This window comes from Pseudomonas sp. yb_9, assembly GCF_043103635.1.
GTDB lineage: Bacteria > Pseudomonadota > Gammaproteobacteria > Pseudomonadales > Pseudomonadaceae > Aquipseudomonas > Aquipseudomonas monteilii.
On record NZ_JBICKA010000110.1, the window covers coordinates 83,177 to 101,531 of the forward strand.

Annotated in this window: 18 protein-coding genes; 14 read left to right on the plus strand and 4 right to left on the minus strand. The window is 62.5% G+C overall.

Annotated elements, in window-relative coordinates:
- Positions 1–10 precede the first annotated feature (10 nt).
- Positions 11–922 (plus strand): AraC family transcriptional regulator, encoded by a 912-nt coding sequence (locus ACF8MI_RS26605; RefSeq protein WP_060497075.1) that lies wholly within the window; start codon positions 11–13, stop codon positions 920–922.
- Between the two features lie 56 nt (positions 923–978).
- On the opposite strand, the gene ACF8MI_RS26610 is transcribed toward ACF8MI_RS26605, so the two are convergent.
- A complete protein-coding gene (locus tag ACF8MI_RS26610; protein ID WP_200929427.1) occupies positions 979–1,518 on the minus strand; it encodes an Rrf2 family transcriptional regulator in 540 nt (179 codons plus the stop codon).
- A gap of 257 nt (positions 1,519–1,775) precedes the next feature.
- Here ACF8MI_RS26610 and ACF8MI_RS26615 point away from each other — a divergent pair, with 257 nt between their 5' ends.
- Both ACF8MI_RS26615 and ACF8MI_RS26620 read left to right on the plus strand, forming a co-directional pair.
- Positions 1,776–2,972, plus strand: a complete 1,197-nt coding sequence (locus ACF8MI_RS26615) for an NAD(P)/FAD-dependent oxidoreductase (protein WP_060497077.1) — start codon at positions 1,776–1,778, stop codon at positions 2,970–2,972.
- A gap of 232 nt (positions 2,973–3,204) precedes the next feature.
- Positions 3,205–4,830, plus strand: coding sequence for a methyl-accepting chemotaxis protein (locus tag ACF8MI_RS26620; RefSeq protein WP_156868185.1), 1,626 nt, complete (start codon positions 3,205–3,207; stop codon positions 4,828–4,830).
- A 52-nt stretch (positions 4,831–4,882) separates the two neighbouring features.
- Here ACF8MI_RS26620 and ACF8MI_RS26625 read toward each other — a convergent pair whose 3' ends face one another.
- Positions 4,883–6,289, minus strand: a complete 1,407-nt coding sequence (locus ACF8MI_RS26625) for a cytosine permease (protein ID WP_104834580.1) — start codon at positions 6,287–6,289, stop codon at positions 4,883–4,885.
- Between the two features lie 316 nt (positions 6,290–6,605).
- On the opposite strand from ACF8MI_RS26625, the gene ACF8MI_RS26630 reads away from it, so the two are divergent.
- From ACF8MI_RS26630 to ACF8MI_RS26675, 10 genes are all read left to right on the plus strand, one after another.
- Complete coding sequence (locus ACF8MI_RS26630; RefSeq protein ID WP_060497080.1) at positions 6,606–7,091, plus strand: flavin reductase family protein; 486 nt, start codon at positions 6,606–6,608, stop codon at positions 7,089–7,091.
- 75 nt (positions 7,092–7,166) lie between these two features.
- Positions 7,167–8,207 carry an LLM class flavin-dependent oxidoreductase gene (locus ACF8MI_RS26635; protein ID WP_060497081.1) on the plus strand — a complete coding sequence of 347 codons (1,041 nt, stop codon included), beginning with the start codon at positions 7,167–7,169 and terminating at the stop codon, positions 8,205–8,207.
- A 282-nt stretch (positions 8,208–8,489) separates the two neighbouring features.
- On the plus strand, positions 8,490–9,086 hold the full coding sequence (locus tag ACF8MI_RS26640) for an amino acid synthesis family protein (protein WP_003256068.1): 597 nt from the start codon (positions 8,490–8,492) through the stop codon (positions 9,084–9,086).
- Positions 9,087–9,155: 69 nt separating this feature from the next.
- On the plus strand, positions 9,156–9,989 hold the full coding sequence (locus ACF8MI_RS26645) for an alpha/beta fold hydrolase (protein ID WP_060497082.1): 834 nt from the start codon (positions 9,156–9,158) through the stop codon (positions 9,987–9,989).
- On the plus strand, positions 9,986–11,467 hold the full coding sequence (locus ACF8MI_RS26650; RefSeq protein ID WP_060497083.1) for an aldehyde dehydrogenase: 1,482 nt from the start codon (positions 9,986–9,988) through the stop codon (positions 11,465–11,467). The genes ACF8MI_RS26645 and ACF8MI_RS26650 overlap by 4 nt, the downstream gene beginning before the upstream one ends.
- Positions 11,468–11,479: 12 nt before the next feature.
- The gene (locus tag ACF8MI_RS26655; RefSeq protein WP_392518113.1) at positions 11,480–11,965 is read left to right on the plus strand and encodes a flavin reductase family protein; all 486 of its coding nucleotides are present in this window, start codon (positions 11,480–11,482) and stop codon (positions 11,963–11,965) included.
- 115 nt (positions 11,966–12,080) lie between these two features.
- Complete coding sequence (locus ACF8MI_RS26660) at positions 12,081–12,470, plus strand: carboxymuconolactone decarboxylase family protein (RefSeq protein ID WP_200929428.1); 390 nt, start codon at positions 12,081–12,083, stop codon at positions 12,468–12,470.
- A gap of 88 nt (positions 12,471–12,558) precedes the next feature.
- Entirely contained in the window at positions 12,559–13,311 is a 753-nt protein-coding gene (locus tag ACF8MI_RS26665) for a GntR family transcriptional regulator (protein WP_003256074.1), read from the plus strand.
- 2 nt (positions 13,312–13,313) lie between these two features.
- Positions 13,314–13,877 carry an NUDIX hydrolase gene (locus tag ACF8MI_RS26670; protein ID WP_060497086.1) on the plus strand — a complete coding sequence of 188 codons (564 nt, stop codon included), beginning with the start codon at positions 13,314–13,316 and terminating at the stop codon, positions 13,875–13,877.
- A 103-nt stretch (positions 13,878–13,980) separates the two neighbouring features.
- Positions 13,981–16,164 carry a GAF domain-containing protein gene (locus ACF8MI_RS26675; RefSeq protein ID WP_104834578.1) on the plus strand — a complete coding sequence of 728 codons (2,184 nt, stop codon included), beginning with the start codon at positions 13,981–13,983 and terminating at the stop codon, positions 16,162–16,164.
- Positions 16,165–16,186: 22 nt separating this feature from the next.
- Here the strand turns inward: ACF8MI_RS26675 and ACF8MI_RS26680 are convergent, their stop codons facing one another.
- Together ACF8MI_RS26680 and ACF8MI_RS26685 are read right to left on the minus strand one after the other, a co-directional pair.
- Positions 16,187–16,819, minus strand: a complete 633-nt coding sequence (locus tag ACF8MI_RS26680) for a LysE family translocator (protein ID WP_104834577.1) — start codon at positions 16,817–16,819, stop codon at positions 16,187–16,189.
- Positions 16,820–16,885: 66 nt separating this feature from the next.
- A complete protein-coding gene (locus ACF8MI_RS26685; RefSeq protein ID WP_060497089.1) occupies positions 16,886–17,500 on the minus strand; it encodes a LysE family translocator in 615 nt (204 codons plus the stop codon).
- 112 nt (positions 17,501–17,612) lie between these two features.
- Between ACF8MI_RS26685 and ACF8MI_RS26690 the strand changes: the two genes are divergently transcribed.
- Complete coding sequence (locus ACF8MI_RS26690) at positions 17,613–18,065, plus strand: Lrp/AsnC family transcriptional regulator (RefSeq protein WP_060497090.1); 453 nt, start codon at positions 17,613–17,615, stop codon at positions 18,063–18,065.
- Positions 18,066–18,355 lie beyond the last annotated feature (290 nt).

Genomic DNA, 18,355 nt, shown 5'->3' on the forward strand with positions numbered 1-18,355 from the left:
TTTGTATTAGATGATTTCGTCCAGCCACCTTGTCGATTGGTTATTAGAGGGCCTGGAGCTCGATGCCAGCCTGTTTCATGTCGGGCGCTACTGTGGCGGCTGGCACGCCAGCACCCAAGGCATGGGCCGCGCCAGCTTCCACCTGGTGGTGCAAGGGTATTGCTGGCTGCACCTCGACGGCGAAGCGCAACCGGTGCGCCTGGAAAAGGGCGATGCAGTATTCCTGTTACGCGACCTTGCCTATCGCTTGTCCAGCGACCACGACCCGGCCGACGCCTGTGCCCAACCGCGCCAGGCCATGCAGGCGCTGGACAGTGAGGCCAGTGACGGCGTAGGGCTGGTCTGCGGCTTCTTCCACTTTCAGTCCGGCCTGTCATCGCTGATTGTCGAGGGCCTGGCTGACTGGATCTTGCTGCACGCCGAAGACCCCGCCGGCAGTGCGGCGCGGGCGCTGTTCGAGCTGATTCTGGAAGAGTGCCGACGTACCGCAGGCCCGTCGCAGGCGTTGCTGGAGCGGCTGACGCACCTGTTGTTCCTGTACGTGCTGCGCCAGCAGGTCATTGCCGGGCAGTCACTGGGCGGGCTGGTCGCCCTCGCCCGCCAGCCGGCGTTTGCCGGTTTGCTGGAGCAATTGATCGAGCAACCGGGGCAGGCCTGGACACTGGAAAGCATGGCTGCCTGCACCGGCTTGTCACGCTCGGCATTTTTCAAGCGCTTCAATGAGCTGGCCGGGCAATCGCCGGGGCAGGTGCTGTTGGCTTTGCGTATGCGCCATGCCCGCCAGTTACTGCGGGCGGGGAATACCGTGGAGCAAGTAGGCGCGCAGGTGGGGTATCAGTCGGTGGCGGCATTTACCCGGGCGTTTGCCAAGGCGGTGGGGGTGCAGCCAGGCGCTTATCGACGGCAGCATGAAGGGCGCTGACCTGTACTGGCCTCTTCGCGGGCTCACCCGCGAAGAGGCCAGTACAGGCACCACATTCAGACTTGGCTGACAGGTATATCCCCGCCACCTTTACCTTCGCGCCGCTCTCCCATCCAGCTGTTCACCTGCTGCCCGAACTCGGCCGACGCCTTGCGCCCGAACCGCCGGGCCAAGTCAAGAATGGTCTGCTGCGCCAGCGCTTCCTCCATGCGCTTCTGCGCCCCCAGCATCACCGCGTGGATCGCACAGGTGCCCTCGGTCGCCCAGCCAGGTGGCGAGCCGTCGAACAGGCTGCAGCGCTCACGCACCTCGCGACAGTCGAAAATCTTCTTCGGCCCGTCGATGGCATTGACGATATCCAGCACCGTGATTTCGTCCGACGGCCGCGCCAGCCGGAAACCGCCGCGTACGCCCTCGGTAGCCGCCACCAACCCGGCACGGGCCAGTTTGGTGAAAACTTTGGCCAGGTACTCCTGAGGCACACCCTGCAACTCCGCCAGGTCGCGCACGCTGGACTCGCGTGAATCGCCACGTTCGTCCACCAGGAACAGCAGGCAATGGATGCCATATTCGACGCCAGCACTGTAGAGCGACATGTCAATCTCCGACCAATATTGTCGCAAATAATACGCCGAACGCATTGGATGGGCAAAGCAGACAGTTGCCGCCTGTCGGTTCAGCCCACACCTCTGAGCCTGCAAATACAGCCATCTGATCCCTTTTCAGGCGGCGCGAGGCACCGGCGTGCTCGAAAAAAGACTTGCCGGGAGAAACTACGACCAATACAGTCGTAGTTATTCGAGCGGCATCCACCCGTCCTCGAAGCCCTCTTCGAACCTTGCGGAGCATCTACATGAAATCGAACATCCTCATCATCGGTGCCGGCTTTGCCGGTGTCTGGAGCGCCCTGAGCGCCGCTCGCCTGCTCGACCAGGCCCAGCGCGACGACCTGAGCATCAGCGTGCTCGCCCCGCAAGCAGAACTGCGTATTCGTCCGCGCTTCTACGAAGCCAACGCGCATACCTTGAAGGCCCCCGTGGGTGAGTTGTTCGAAGCCGTTGGCGTGCGCTTCATCACTGGCAACGCCGAGGCCATCGATGCCGATGCACGCAGCGTCAGCTACATCGACAGCCACGGCCAGCGCCAGCAGATCGCCTACGACCGCCTGATCCTCGCCGCCGGCAGCCAGGTAGCGCGCCCAGCAGTCCCGGGCCTGGCCGAGCACACGTTCGATGTCGACCAGATGGAATCGGCTGTTCGCCTGGAGCAGCACCTGACGGGTCTGGGGGCCCTGCCCGCTTCACCTGCCCGCAACACCGTGGTGGTCTGTGGCGGTGGTTTCACCGGTATCGAAACCGCCACCGAAATGCCCGCCCGACTGCGTGCCATCCTGGGTGACGATGTACGGGTGCTGCTGGTTGACCGTGGTGTCAGCATTGGCGCAGCATTGGGTGCTGGCATCAAGCCGTCGATCGTTGCGGCCTCGGAACAGGCCGGGGTCGAATGGCTGACCGATACCTCGGTGGTGGCTGTGGATGCAGGCGGCGTCACCCTCGACAACGGCGAATACATCGCCAGCAGCACCGTAATCTGGACCGTCGGTGTCAAGGCCAGCCCGCTGACCGCACAGGTTGCCGGCGAGCGTGACAACTTCGGCCGGCTCAAGGTCGATGACCACCTGAAAGTGGTGGGCCAGCAGCACATCTACGCCACCGGTGATACCGCCTGGGCCGCTGTCGATGAAATCGGCAACCACGCCCTGATGACCTGCCAGCACGCCATTCCCATGGGTCGCCACAGCGGCAACAACGCCATGGCTGACCTGCTTGGGGTTGCACCGGTGGTCTACCGCCAACCGAAGTACGTCACCTGCCTTGACCTGGGTGAATGGGGCGCGGCTTACAGCGAAGGCTGGGAGCGCGAACTGAAGCTGCAAGGCCAGGAAGGCAAGGACCTCAAGCGCCAGATCAACTCGGTATGGATCTACCCGCCCGCGGCTGATCGTGCCGTGGCCTTGGCTGCTGCCGACCCGATGATTGCGATCGTTTGACAGCAAGATCCTGACAAAACCGTCAATAAACGACGGTTTTGTCAATTATCTCGTTACATTGTTGGACTGTTCAACAATGATGGCCATATGGCATCATTCAAACCAAAAAAGTATTCAAGAGGGTGAGGCAACACTACTAATCCGCAGCGCATCAAGAGCCTGGCGCCCTACCGGTGACCCGGCTTTCCGACCAAGCTCCTGAGGCCTGCACGCCACCGTCAAGGAGCATTCCATGCAGTTACGGAATATGAAGATCGGCATTCGCGCTGCCAGCGTATTTGCCCTGTTGGGCATCCTGGTCCTGTTCATGGGCCTTATCGCACTCTATGAAACCCGCGAGATGGACAAGGCCACCGACGAGATCCGTGTCACCTGGATGCCCGCCGTGGTAGCCCTGGGTGACATCAGCAGCAACCTGGGCCGCGCACGGGCTTTCACCTTGCGCGCCGCACTGGACGACAACCCCGCCGAGCGCGCACGCAACCTGCAACTGCTCGAAGGCATCAACGCCGAGCTCAAAGGCGGGTTGAAAGACTACGCCGACACCATCATCGCGGCCGACGAGCGCGCCCTGTTCAACACCTTCACTGACGCACACCAAGAGTACCTCGACCTGCAGGTAAAAGTGCTGCAGGACATTGCCGCAGGCCGCATGGACGATGCCAAGCAGCAGATCAGCGGCCCCCTCACGCAGCGCGCCGACACCATGATGAAGGCCATGACCGCCCTGCTCGGCTATAACAGCAAGGGTGCCGAAGACGCCTCGCAGCGCAGCAGCGATGTGGCCGACGACGCGTTCACCGCCATCATCACCTCGTTACTGGTCATCATGCTTGCCCTGGCCGCCATTGCCACCGTGCTCACCCGCAGCATCGTGGTACCACTGGCCGATGCCGTGGCTGTTGCCGAACGCGTGGCAACCGGCGACCTCACCCGGGAAATTCGCGTGACCGGTCGCGACGAGCCAGCCTTGCTCTTACGCGCTCTGGCCCGTATGCAGGAAAGCCTGCGCGATACCCTGCGCAAGATCGCCGCGTCGTCCGACCAGCTGGCCTCGGCTTCGGAAGAGCTGCACACCGTGACCGAAGACACCAGCCGCGGCCTGCACCAGCAGAGCGCGGAAATTGACCAGGCGGCCACCGCCGTCAACCAGATGACCGCCGCCGTCGAAGAGGTCGCGAACAATGCGGTCAGCACGGCCGATGCTTCCAAGGGCGCCGACCAGACCACCCGCGATGGCCGCGACCGGGTCAATCAGGCACTGGCATCCATTCAGCATCTGGTGGCTGACGTAACGGGTACCTCGGCCGAAATCGAGCAACTGGCCAGCAATGCCAACGAGATCAGCCGCGTGCTGGATGTGATTGGCGCGATTGCCGGGCAAACCAACCTGCTGGCGCTGAACGCCGCTATCGAAGCAGCCCGCGCAGGCGAGGCGGGCCGCGGCTTTGCGGTGGTGGCAGATGAGGTTCGCGCCCTCGCCCACCGTACCCAACAGTCGACGGCGGAGATCGAGCAGATGATCGCCGGTATCCAGAACGGTACCGAGCGGGCGGTGACAGCGATGCACAGCAGCCAGGGGCGTGCCACCAGCACACTGGATGTGGCGCAAGGTGCTGGTCAGGCGCTGGAAGTGATTGCCGAGGCGATTGCGTCGATCAACCAGCGCAACCTGGTGATTGCCAGTGCTTCGGAGGAGCAGGCGCAGGTGGCCCGAGAGGTTGATCGCAACCTGGTGAACATTCGTGATCTGGCGATGCAGACGTCGGCGGGAGCGAACCAGACCAGTGCGGCGGCGCAGGATCTGTCGCGGTTGGCGGTGGACTTGAACGGCATGGTCGCGCAGTTCAAGGTTTGACCTGAAACAACAGGGGCTGCGTTGCAGCCCCATTTACAGCAAAAGTCATCTATCAGTCGTTGACACTCACAACCCGCCCCGACTCCTCGGCAGCCTTGCCGCGCGTCGCCAGGCAGTAATACAACGGCACCGTGACGATCAACCCGAACAACCAGGACAAGTCCGCCCCTTCGACAATGTTGGAATACGGCCCCACATACAGCGACGTATTGGCAAACGGCAGTTGCACCAGAATCCCGCACGCATAGGCAATGATCGCGTGGTGATTGAAGCGGCCATAGATACCGCCATCAGCACTGAAGATCGACGCAATGTCGTACTGCCCCTTCTTGATCAGGTAGAAGTCGATCAGGTTGATCGAAGCCCACGGCACCAGCACCAGCAGCAGCGCCAGGATCAGGCCGATAAAGTGGCCAATGAAATCCGCCGAGGCGTTCAGGGCAACCATCCCGCAGCCCACCAGAATCACCGATGCCAGGATCACCCGCACCTTGATGCTCGGCGTCCAATCGGCCATGAAGGTCTGGATCGCGGTGACGATCGACAACACCGCGCCATACAGGTTGAGGGCGTTGTGGCTGATGATGTTGAGCAGGAACAGCACCATCAGAATCGGGCCCAGCCAGCCGGTGGCCTGTTTCACCGCATCCATGGCGTCGGTGCCTTCCGGCACGCACAGCACCGCCACCGCTCCAAAGCTGAAGCACAGGATGGTGCCCAGGGTGGCGCCGAAGTACGTGGCCCAGAATGGCTTGGCGATGCCTACTTCACGCGGCAGGTAGCGCGAGTAGTCGGAGGTGTATGGCGAGAAGCTGATCTGCCAGATGGTGCCCAATGACACGGTGGCGATGAAGCCCGACAGGTTGAATGCACCACGGCTGAAGAAGTCGGCCGGCAGGTCTTGGGCGAACATCATGATGAAGCCGGCCAGCAGCGCCGAACCCATCACCCAGGTGCCGATACGGTTCAGAATATGAATGAAGCGATAACCGATCACGCCAATGGCAGTGGCGCTGAGGGCACCGATCACGATCGCGCCCGGCATCGGCACGCTTGGGGTGATGCCATGGATGGTCTTACCCGCCAGGACGATGTTGGAAATGAAGAAGCCGACATAGATCAGCGCGGTGAAGAACACGATCAGCAAGGCGCCGTAGCGGCCGAACTGGCCACGGCTCTGCACCATCTGTGGAATGCCCAGCTGCGGTCCCTGCGCAGAGGCCAGGGCGATGACCACGCCGCCGACCAGATGGCCCAGCACAATGGCAATCAGCCCCCATAACAGATTGAGGTGGAATACCTGAACCACCATGGCGCCGGTGACGATAGGCAGTGGCGCAATGTTGGTACTGAACCAGAGGGTGAACAGGTCGCGCGCCTTCCCGTGGCGCTCGGCAGGTGGAACGTAATCGACCGTGTGATTCTCGACAAACTGGTGTTGCGACGACGGTTGGGACATAGGATTCAGCTCGAAAGGTCGTTTTTATCGTTGTAAGGAAACCGCATCCAGGGCGGCCTCTCAGCTGCGGACCATATTATGGTATTCCAAACTTTTGACAACACTGATCCGCAGGAAAAAACGCCCGCTGATCTGCTCGCAAAACCCCTGCGACAAACCGCCTCACCGCTCAAAGCCGCTATTTTCGTGGCTTAGAGCCGTTCATCGTGAAAAATCAGGGTTGAAAATTCCGCTTGCAAAATAGGTATTACGGTATACCATCAGACACATCAACGATAAAAACCGCGGACCACCGCAGCCTTTAGAGGTACACGAGATGATCGACGCAACCGTCTACAAGCACGTCCTGGGCTCCTTCCCGTCCGGCGTTACCGTCATCACCACCCTGGACGACGACGGCTCGGTTGTCGGCTTGACCGCCAGCGCTTTCTCTTCCCTGTCGATGGACCCGCCACTGGTACTGTTCTGCCCCAACTACACCTCCGACTCCTACCCTGTGCTGATCAAGCAGAAACGCTTCGCCATTCACCTGCTCTCGGGTGAACAGCAGGCTGAAGCCTATGCGTTCGCCAAAAAGGGCAAGGACAAGGCCAGTGGCATCGAGTGGACCCTGAGCGAACTGGGCAACCCCATCCTGGCCGGCGCCACCGCTGTTATCGAATGCGAACTGTGGCGTGAATATGAAGGTGGCGACCACGCCATCATGGTCGGCAAGGTGCACAACCTGATCGTCCCTGCAGAAGCGCCACGGCCGATGGTGTACTGCCGCGGCAAGATGGCCAGCCTGCCGGCCTTTGCCTGAAGCCTATTCTGAATCGAGCCCCCTGGCGCCTCCCCTGCCCGGCGCCAGCCCCTTTCAAGCGTTGAGGAAAGCCCCATGAAATTTTCGTTGTTCGTGCACATGGAACGTTGGGATGAACAGGTCAGCCACCGTCAGCTGTTCGAAGACCTGACCGAACTGACCCTGATGGCCGAAGACGGCGGTTTCAGCACCGTGTGGATTGGCGAACACCACGCCATGGAATACACCATTTCGCCAAGCCCGATGCCGCTGCTGGCCTACCTGGCCGCACGCACCGACAAGATCCGCCTGGGCGCCGGCACCATCATCGCGCCGTTCTGGAACCCGATCCGCGTGGCGGGCGAATGTGCCCTGCTCGACGTGATCAGCAACGGGCGCATGGAAGTGGGCCTGGCCCGTGGCGCCTACCAGTTCGAATTCGACCGCATGGCCAACGGCATGCCGGCCACCGACGGCGGCAAGGCGCTGCGCGAAATGGTCCCGGTAGTGCGCAAGCTGTGGGAAGGCGACTACGCCCACGACGGCGAAGTTTACAAGTTCCCCACTTCCACCAGCGTACCGAAGCCATTCAACGCCACCCCGCCGATGTGGATCGCCGCCCGCGACCCGGACTCGCACAACTTCGCCGTGGCCAACGGCTGCAACGTCATGGTCACCCCGCTGATGAAGGGTGACGAAGAAGTGCTGGACCTGAAGAACAAGTTCCAGGCCGCCTTGGACAACAACCCGGATGTGCCGCGCCCGCAACTGATGGTGCTGCGCCACACCCATGTGCACAGCCCGGCCGAGCCGGAAGGCTGGAAGGTCGGCGCCCAGGCCATCTCGCGCTTCTACCGCACCTTCGACGCCTGGTTCGGCAACAAGACCACCCCGGTCAACGGCTTCCTGGAGCCAAGCCCGGAGTCTAAGTTCGCCGAAGTGCCGGCGTTCGAGCTGGAGAACATCCGCAAGAACACCATGATCGGCACCCCGGAAGAGATCATTGCGCGCATCAAGTACTACCAGGCGCTCGGTGTCGACGAGTTCAGCTTCTGGTGCGACAACAGCCTGCCCCACGCCGAGAAGAAGAAGTCGCTGGAGCTGTTCATCAAGGAAGTGGTGCCGGCGTTCGCCTGAATTCCCATTGCCTGAACCATTGCGGGACGCGCCCGCTCACGTGGGCCCCTGCGGCCTGCATGAGCGGGCTTTTTTATGAAATCTGCGCAAGGCAGGAAGACTGTGCGATCCCTGTGGGAGCGGGCTTGCCCGCGAAGAGGCCAGTACAGACACGACAAGAATCAAGGCATCACGCCACCTTTCGTCTCCCAGCAAGAGAAATTTCTAGCCTCCTCTTGCACAACAAATATTATGGTATACCATCAGACAACAAGAGCTGATAACCCTCACCAGGAGCCACCCATGAGTTTCGAAATCCGCAAGATCGTCACCTACTCCGAAGAGACCCGCATCGAAGGCGGCAAGGCCACCGACAAGCCGGTGACCATGGTCGGCCTGGCCGTCGTGATCAAGAACCCATGGGCCGGTCGCGGTTTCGTTGAAGATCTGAAGCCGGAAATCCGCGCCAACTGCTCGGAGCTGGGTGCCCTGATGGTCGAGCGCCTGACTGCCGCCATCGGCGGTGCCGACAAGATCGAAGCCTACGGTAAAGCTGCAGTAGTGGGCGCCGATGGCGAAATCGAGCACGCCTCGGCGGTGATCCACACCCTGCGCTTCGGCAACCACTATCGCGAAGCGGTACAGGCCAAGAGCTACCTGAGCTTCACCAACAAACGTGGCGGCCCAGGCACCTCGATCCAGATCCCGATGATGCAGAAGGACGACGAAGGCCTGCGTTCGCACTACATCACCCTGGAAATGCAGATCGAAGACGCCCCGCGTGCCGATGAAATCGTCGTGGTCCTCGGCGCTGCCGACGGCGGCCGCCTGCACCCGCGCATCGGCAACCGCTACATCGACCTGGAAGAACTGGCTGCCGAAAAAGCCAACGCTCAATAACAACAACCAAAACGGGGCCGGGGCGTGGCGTGCTTACCCGCCGCGCCCGACCTTCAAGGAGCGCCCTCCATGATTCAGCCTGTCGCTGAACACACCCCAGCCGGCACCAGCTACCTGTCCGTCGGCCAGGGCCAACCCGTGGTATTGATCCACGGCGTGGGCCTGAACAAGGAAATGTGGGGCGGTCAGATCGTTGGCCTGGCCAACGACTACCGCGTCATCGCCTACGACATGCTCGGCCACGGCCAAAGCGCCCTGCCGGCTGCCGACATCGGCCTGGAAGGCTACGCCGCCCAGCTCGCCGAACTGCTCGACCACCTGCAAATCACACAAGCGACCGTGATCGGCTTCTCCATGGGCGGCCTGGTTGCCCGTGCATTTGCCCTGAACTACCCGCAACGCCTGGCAGCACTGGTGGTACTCAACAGCGTGTTCAACCGCACCCCCGAGCAGAGTGCCGGCGTTATCGCCCGCGCCGCCCAGGCGGCGCAGCTGGGCCCCGACGCCAACGTCGACGCCGCCCTGGACCGCTGGTTCAGCCGTGAATACAAGGCTGCCAACCCGGCACAGGTCGCCGCCATTCGCCAGGTACTGGCGAGCAACGACCCGCAGGGCTATCACACCACCTATTCGCTGTTCGCCACCCAGGACATGTACCGCGCCGACGACCTGGGCAGCATCCAGGTGCCGACGCTGATCGCCACCGGCGAACTCGACTCGGGCTCTACCCCGGCCATGACCCGCCAGCTCGCCGCCAGCATTCCGGGTGCGCACAGTGTGGTCCTCGCCGAGCAACGGCATATGATGCCGGTAGAAGCCCCGCGTGAAGTCAACAAGATGCTGCTGGACTTCCTCGCGCAAGCCCGCACCCTCACCGAATCCGCCAAGGGGATTGTTGCATGACCCTCGTTCGTTTCCAGATGTGCATCGACGGCCAATGGCGCGATGCCCAGAGCGGCAAGACCTTCGACAGCCTCAACCCGGCCACCGCTCAGGCCTGGGCGCAACTGCCCGATGCCGATGAAGCCGACGTCGAACTGGCGGTGCAGGCCGCCCAGCGTGCCTTCGACAGCAAGGAATGGCGCAGCATCACCGCCACTGCGCGCGGCAAGCTGCTGCGTCGCCTGGGCGACCTGATTGCCGAAAACAAGGAGCACCTGGCACAGCTGGAAAGCCGCGACAACGGCAAGCTGATCCGCGAAACCCGCGGCCAGGTGGGCTACCTGCCAGAGTTCTTCCACTACACCGCGGGCCTTGCCGACAAGCTCGAAGGCGGCACCCTGCCGCTGGACAAGCCCGACCTGTTCGCCTACACAGTGCACGAGCCGATTGGCGTAGTGGCCGGCATCATCCCGTGGAACAGCCCGCTGTACCTCACCGCGATCAAGCTGGCCCCGGCCCTGGCCGCCGGCAACACCATCGTGCTCAAACCGTCCGAGCACGCCTCGGCGACCATCCTCGAACTGGCCCGCCTGGCCCTTGAGGCCGGTTTCCCGGCCGGTGTGGTCAACGTGGTCACCGGTTACGGCCCAAGCACCGGCGCGGCGCTGACCCGCCACCCGCTGGTGCGCAAGATCGCCTTCACCGGCGGCGCCGCCACCGCGCGCCACGTTGTGCGCAGCAGTGCCGAAAACTTCGCCAAGCTGTCGCTGGAGCTGGGCGGCAAGTCGCCAAACATCATCTTTGCCGACGCCGACCTGGACAGCGCCATCAACGGCGCTGTGGCCGGCATCTATGCAGCCTCCGGGCAAAGCTGCGTGGCCGGTTCGCGCCTGCTGGTACAGGACGAGATCTTCGACGAGTTCGTCGAACGCCTGATTGCCCGTGCCAAGCGCATTCGCATCGGCAACCCGCAGGACGACGCCAGCGAAATGGGCCCTATGGCCACCGCCCAGCAACTGGCCGTGGTCGAAGGCCTGGTCGCTGCGGCCAAGGCCGAAGGTGCCAAGCTGCACATGGGCGGCAAGCGTGCTGAAGTCGAAGGTCAAGGCTGGTTCTACGAGCCGACCTTGTTCGAGTGCGACAGCAACGCGATGACCATCATGCAGGAAGAGGTGTTCGGCCCGGTTGCCGCGGTGATCCGCTTCAAGACCGAGGAGGAGGCACTGGAAATCGCCAACGACTCGCAGTTCGGCCTGGCCGCCGGCATCTGGACCCGCGACCTGGGCCGTGCCCACCGCCTGGCCCGCGACGTGCGCTCGGGGATTATCTGGGTCAACACCTACCGCGCCGTGTCGGCCATGGCACCGATCGGCGGCTTCAAGAACAGCGGCTACGGCCGCGAGAGCGGCATCGATTCGGTGCTGGCCTATACCGAGCTGAAGACCGTGTGGATCAACCTGTCCACCGCGCCGATGCCCGACCCGTTCGTGATGCGTTAAGAGGAACACGAGATGATCGAACCCGGCATCTACAAAGACGTGATGGGCTCCTTCCCGTCCGGCGTCACGGTAGTCACCACGCTGGACGCCGACGGCGCCATCGTCGGCATCACCGCCAGCGCCTTCAGCGCGCTGTCGATCGACCCGGCGCTGGTGCTGTTCTGCCCCAACTACGCCTCCGACACCTACCCGATCCTGCGCGACAGCAAGCAGTTCGCGATTCACCTGCTGTCCGTCGAGCAAACGGCCGAAGCCTATGCCTTCGCCGGTAAAGGCAAGGACAAGGCCAAAGGCATCGACTGGCACCTGAGTGAGCTGGGCAACCCGCTGCTGACCAAGGCTACGGCGATCATCGAGTGCGAACTGTGGCGCGAGTATGACGGCGGGGACCATGCGATCATCGTGGGCGCCGTGAAAAACCTGGTGCTGCCCGAGCAGCCAGTAACGCCGATGGTGTACCACAAAGGCAAGCTGGGCGCCCTGCCGCCCTTGGGCTGATCTTGGAATCGCCGGCGATGGGCCGCACAGCGGCCCCCGTTTCACCCCTTTTAAGGGGCCGCGCTAATCGTCTCCCCCTCGGTTGCGGCCCCTGTTTTCTTCCGGAGTACTGCACATGAGCAACGAAAAGTACGAGAAAGGCTTGCAGATCCGCACCCAGGTGCTGGGCGAGGACTACGTCAACCGCTCGATCCAGAACGCCGACGCGTTCACCCAGCCGTTGCAGGAACTGGTCACAGAATACTGCTGGGGCCACGTCTGGGGCCGCGAAGGCTTGTCGCTCAAAGAGCGCAGCATGATAAACTTGGCCATGATTTCCGCACTCAACCGGCCCCACGAACTCAAGCTGCACATTCGGGGCGCACTGCGCAATGGCCTGAGCCGTGAACAGATTCGCGAAATCCTGCTCCAGGTCGGCATTTACTGCGGCGTACCCGCGGCGGTGGAGAGCTTCCGCCTGGCCCGTGAAGCGTTTGCCGAAGCCGATGCGGAGCCAACCCGTTAACAACGGGCTGTTCGAACCACTGCATGGAAAGCCTCGGTTCGGGGCGTTCCGCGATGTTGGCGCAACAGCCTCATAAAGAGCGCACCTGATGAAACGCCAGCCACTCGACGACAGCTTCAAGGTCAACCGCAACCCCGTTACCCTGCGCGAAATCGTGCTCGACAAGCTGCGCGCCGCGATCATGAACTTCCACCTGCTGCCAGGCGACCGCCTGGTCGAGCGCGACCTCTGCGACCGCCTTGGGGTCAGCCGTACCTCGGTACGCGAAGCGCTGCGACACCTGGAATCCGAAGGCCTAGTGGAATTCGCCGACGCCAAGGGCCCGCGCGTCGCCATTATCACCCTGGAAGATGCCCGCGACATCTACGAGCTGCGTTGCGTGCTCGAAGGCCTGATCGTGCAGTTGTTCACCCTCAACGCCAAAGCCAAGGACATCCGTGCCCTGGAACGTGCGCTGGAGGTCAACCGCGAGGCCCTCGAAGAAGGCGAACTGCAACAGGTGCTGGACTCGGTTCAAGGTTTCTACGATGTGCTGCTGGAAGGTTCCGGCAACCAGGTGGCGGCCCAGCAGCTGCGCCAGTTGCAGGCGCGCATCAGCTACCTGCGTGCTACATCTGTGTCGCAGGAAAACCGCCGGGGCGCCAGCAACCGCGAAATGGAAAAGATCGTCGAGGCGATCAAGGGTGGCGACCCGCTGGTGGCTCACCAGGCCTCGGTCGACCACGTCCGCGCTGCCGCCAAGGTAGCCCTGGACTACCTGCGCCAGAAGCAGGATGACAACGCCAAGGTACGCGACATTGTCGAGCCCCTGGCCCTGAAGGAACCCCGTATAGGTCGCTGATCATGCCCAACGCCCCGCGCTACTGCCCGCACTGCACCACGGAACTGGCCCGGGGCGTTCCCACAGGCGATACCCACGAACGCCTGCACTGTACCGGCTGCGGCTACATCCACTACGTCAACCCGAAGATCATCGCCGGCTGCATCATCGAGCGCGATGGCAAGTACCTGCTGTGCCAGCGCGCCATCCCCCCGCGCCCGGGCACCTGGACCTTGCCGGCTGGTTTCATGGAGGCCGGCGAAACCACCGAGCAGGCGGCGCTGCGCGAGGTGTGGGAAGAAAGCGGCGTACGTGCCGACATCGTTTCGCCTTACTCGATTTTCAGCGTGCCGAAAATCAGCGAGGTGTACATCATCTTCCGCGCCATCGCCATCGAAGAAACCGGGCAGTACGGGGCAGAAACGCTGTCGTACAAGTTCTTCGAACCGGATGAGATTCCGTGGGACGAGATCTACTACCCGGCGATCCGGCAGATACTGGAGCGCTACATCCTTGAGCGGCAGGCAGGGGTTTACGGTATTTACATGGGCAACGATGACTCTGGCAAGGTGCACTTCATTCGCTAGCCCGTACCGGCGAAGCGGCCGGCACAAGCCTGCACAAACCCCTCGCCAATCGCCTATTCTCGGTGCACCCTAAAGGCTTTATGCAAACGGACCGGCAGAGCACATGGCAAAATGGCTAGACGGCGGCGGACTGATGGCCGAACGCATCCGCAACCACGACTGGGCCGCCACGCCTCTGGGCCCGCTCGAACACTGGCCAGACGCTCTGAAAACCACCCTGGCCCTGTGCCTGGCATCGCGCTTTCCACAGGCCGTGCTGTGGGGCCCGGACCTGCTCACCCTGCACAATGACGCCTTCACCCCGATTCTCGGGCGCAAGCCCCTGGCGTTGGGCATCCCCTTCCGCGACGTGTGGCAGGAAGCCTGGGCGGACATCGGCAGGATGGCCGACCGCGCGTTGGCTGGCGAGGCGGTGTACATAGAAGACTTTCCGCTGACGATTAACCGCAACGGCGGCCCGGAACGCGCCTATTTCACCTTCTGCTACAGCCCCATCCGTGACCATGACGGCACGGTGTTGGGCATGCTCGACACCGTGACCGAAACCACGGCCAGCGTGATCGCCAACCAGCGCCTCAACTTCCTTGACCAACTCGGCCGCGCCGTGGCCGAAGCCACAGCCTCGGACCAGATACTGGCCACCACAACGCGTATGCTGGTGGAACACCTGGGGCTGTCCAGCTGCGCCTATGCGGTGATGGACCCGGACGAAGACGGCTTTACCATCTGCGGTGACTCAGTAGCCCACGGCGCGCCACGGCTGGTGGGCCAGTACCAGTTGCACGACTTCGGTCGCCTGGCGTTCAGCCGCCTGCGCAGCGGCCTGCCCCTGGTGATCAACGACAACCTCAGTGAACTGGCTGCCGATGAGGCAGCCACCTTTCAGGCCATCGGCATCACTGCCACCATCTGCATGCCACTGATGAAAGGCGGTCGCCTGACCGCATTGATGGCCATCCATGACTGCGTGCCGCGCGAATGGACCGATTACGAACTGGCTTTGCTCAGTGAAGTCACCGAACGCTCCTGGGCCCACATCCAGCGGGTACAAGCCAATGCCAAAGTGCGCGAAGCCATGGCGGCGCTCGAAGCACTCAATGCCACCCTCGAACATCGCGTCGAAGAGCGCACTACCCAGTTACTGCACACCGAAGCCGTGCTGCGCCAGACCCAAAAGCTTGAAGCCATCGGCCAACTGACTGGTGGTGTTGCCCACGACTTCAACAATTTGCTGACCATCATCCGCTCCTCGCTGCATTTTCTGCAGCGCCCAAGCCTCGATGAAAAGCGCCGCGAACGCTACCTCAAGACCATGTCCGACACGGTCGACCGCGGTGCCAAGCTGACGGGGCAGTTGCTGGCCTTTGCCAGGCGCCAGGCCCTCAGCCCTCAGGTGTTCGAAGCCGGGCCACGGCTGGAAGCCATGGCCGACATGCTCGACACCGCCACCGGTGCGCGCATCCAGGTGGAGCTGCAGTTGCCAGAGGCGCCTTGCCACATCCGCGCCGACCTCAGCCAACTGGAAACTGCGGTGATCAACCTGATGCTCAATGGCCGTGACGCCATTGCAGGTGAAGGCACTTTGCAACTGCGCTTGCTGGCTGACCAGCGCCTGCCTGCCTTGCGTGGCCAGCCTGTGCAGGCAGGCACATTTGCGGCGATTTCGGTGAGTGACGGCGGTGTGGGCATTGCCGCCGAACTGCTGGAGCGTATCTTCGACCCGTTCTTCACCACCAAGGCGCCAGGCGAAGGCACCGGTCTCGGGCTTTCGCAGGTGTTCGGCTTTGCCAAGCAGTCGGGCGGGGATGTGCAGGTGCACAGCACCCCGGGTCAGGGCACCACGTTCACCCTTTATTTGCCTCAGGAGGCGCCGCCAGCGGCTCCGACGGCAGACACCATGGCCAGCCCACAGGCTCAGGCGCAAGGTGAGCAGCGGCGAATACTGGTAGTGGAAGACAACCCCGACCTTGGTAACTTCACTGCACAAATCCTTGAGGACCATGGTTACCAGATCAGCTATGCGCGTTCGGCCGAAGATGCCTTGGCCCAGTTGGCGGGGCCTGCAGGCCATTTCGATGCGGTATTTTCCGATGTGGTGATGCCCGGCATGGGGGGGCTGGCACTGGCCCGTGAACTGCGGCGTCAGCGGCCGCAATTGCCTGTTATCCTCACCTCGGGCTACAGCGAGTCGATTGCTGAGGGCGGGCACCAGGGCTTTGCCTTTCTGGCAAAGCCCTACTCGGCAGAACAGGTGTTTCAGATACTCGGGAAGGTGCTGGGCAGCTGAACCCGACAGCTCGCCTGACGGCTCAGCGACGCCCTTCAGCCAGCATGCGCACGGCCAGGCCCGCCAGCACAGTGCCCATCAACCAGCGCTGAACCTGCTGCCACAACGGTCGACCGGCCAGGAATACCGCAATGGAACCGGCCATGATCGCGATCAATGCATTGACCGAGACGCTGATGGCGATCTGCGTCGAGCCCAGCACCAGTGACTGCACCAGCACACTGCCGTGGCCGGGTTCGATGAACTGCGGCATCAGCGACAGGTACATGACGGCGATCTTGGGGTTCAGCAGGCTGGTGGCAAAACCCATGGTAAACAGCCGGCGCGGGCTGTCCGCCGGCAGGTCCTTGACCTGGAACGGGGAGCGACCACCCGGGCGCAGCGCTTGCCAGGCCAGGTACAGCAGATACAGCGCGCCACCAATGCGCAGTGCATCGTAGGCAAAAGGCACAGCCATCACCAGGGCGGTGATGCCCAGAGCAGCGCAGAACATGTAGATGACGAAACCCAGCGCTACGCCGCCAAGGGAAATCAAGCCGGCCTTGCGCCCCTGGCAGATCGAGCGGGAAATCAGGTAGATCATGTTCGGCCCCGGGGTCAGCACCATGCCGAGGCAGATCAGGGCAAACGTTAACAGTTGTGTGGCTTCGGGCATGGAGCACGTCCTGGTTGTGCTGTGAAAGGCTACGAGTTTATCTGAAGCCTTTTGAAACCGGTGAACTCAGTTGATCTGCCCCGCGATCAAGCCCAAGGCCACCGTGATCATCGCCACCCCCGACACCCGCCCGACCAGCCTGGCCGCCCCCGGCCGGGTGCTCAGCACCGCCTTGGCGCCATAGCCGACCAACGAATAGATCACCAGCGAGCTGCACAGGTGCACCAGGCCCAGCAGCAGGATCTGCAACGGCACCGGCCAGCTTGACTGCGGGTCGGTGAACTGCGGCAACAGGGCCAGGAACAGCAGGAACACTTTCGGGTTCAACCCGCTGACGCAAAAACCCTTCAACGCCCAGCGCGAGCCCGACTCCCCCTCACCGCCCTGCCCGGCCTCGGGCAATGCCGGGCTCAGCAACAGGTTGCCGCCCAGCCACAGCAGGTAGCTGCACCCTGCCAGGGTCAGCAAGGTCAGCGCCAACGGGTGGCCGGCCAGCAGGCTGCCAACACCTGCCGCTACCACCAAGGTGGCCAGGAAATGCCCCGACAGCATGCCCACCACCGCCGGCATCACCCAGCGCCCGCGCATGCCCGCCGAAATGGCGTAGGCCCAGTCTGCCCCCGGGGTAATCACGAACAGCATCGACACGGCCCAGAATGCCGTCAGAACACTGATAGCCACTTGAATCTTCCTTTTTCCACTGCTTAGGGATGCCGAAAGATTACGGATTCCGTCCGGGGATTTTCTTTCGTATATTTCCCCTCAGGGTTCAATTACTGGAAGATCCTTCTCAATGGATAGGACTGATCGAAAGATTCTTGCCGAACTACAAAAAGACGGTCGCCTCTCGGTGACCGAATTGGCCGATCGGGTGGGGCTCAGCCTGTCGCCCTGCCATCGGCGCCTGAAGGCACTGGAGGAATGCGGGGCGATCCTGGGGTATCACGCCCGCCTGGCGCCGAGCGCACTGGGGCTCAACTTCGCCGCGCTGGTGTTCGTGACCCTGCGGGAGGTCACCCGCCAGCCGGTGGCGGACTTTGAAGCGGCACTGGCCGAGATCCCGCAGATTGTCGAAGCACAGCGGCTGTTTGGTGACCCGGACTACCTGCTGCACGTAGTGGCCAAGGACTTGCCGGCGTTTCAAAAGCTGTATGACGAGAAGCTGACCAGCATTCCCAATGTGAAGCGCTTGAGCTCGACACTGGTGATGAAAGAGGTGATTCAGGATCGGTTGTTGCCGATGTAGCTGTTTTCTCCTGTTCTGGCCTCTTCGCGGGCAAGCCCGCTCCCACAAGTACAACGCAGCTTTCAGAAGCTGTGGTAATCCTGTGGGACCGGGCTTGCCCGCGAAGAGGCCGGCACAAGCTACCTTTTCTTCTGCCCTGAAAACGCGCATGGCGCACCAGCACAGTCCATCGCAAACGACCCACCAAACCGCGAACCCCTCTACTTCCAGCCCTCCCGCCAACTGGCACCCTCCTTGCTACCGTCACCCGCTTAAGCTTTTGTCAGCCTTAGGTTTTTTAAGGTTTATGG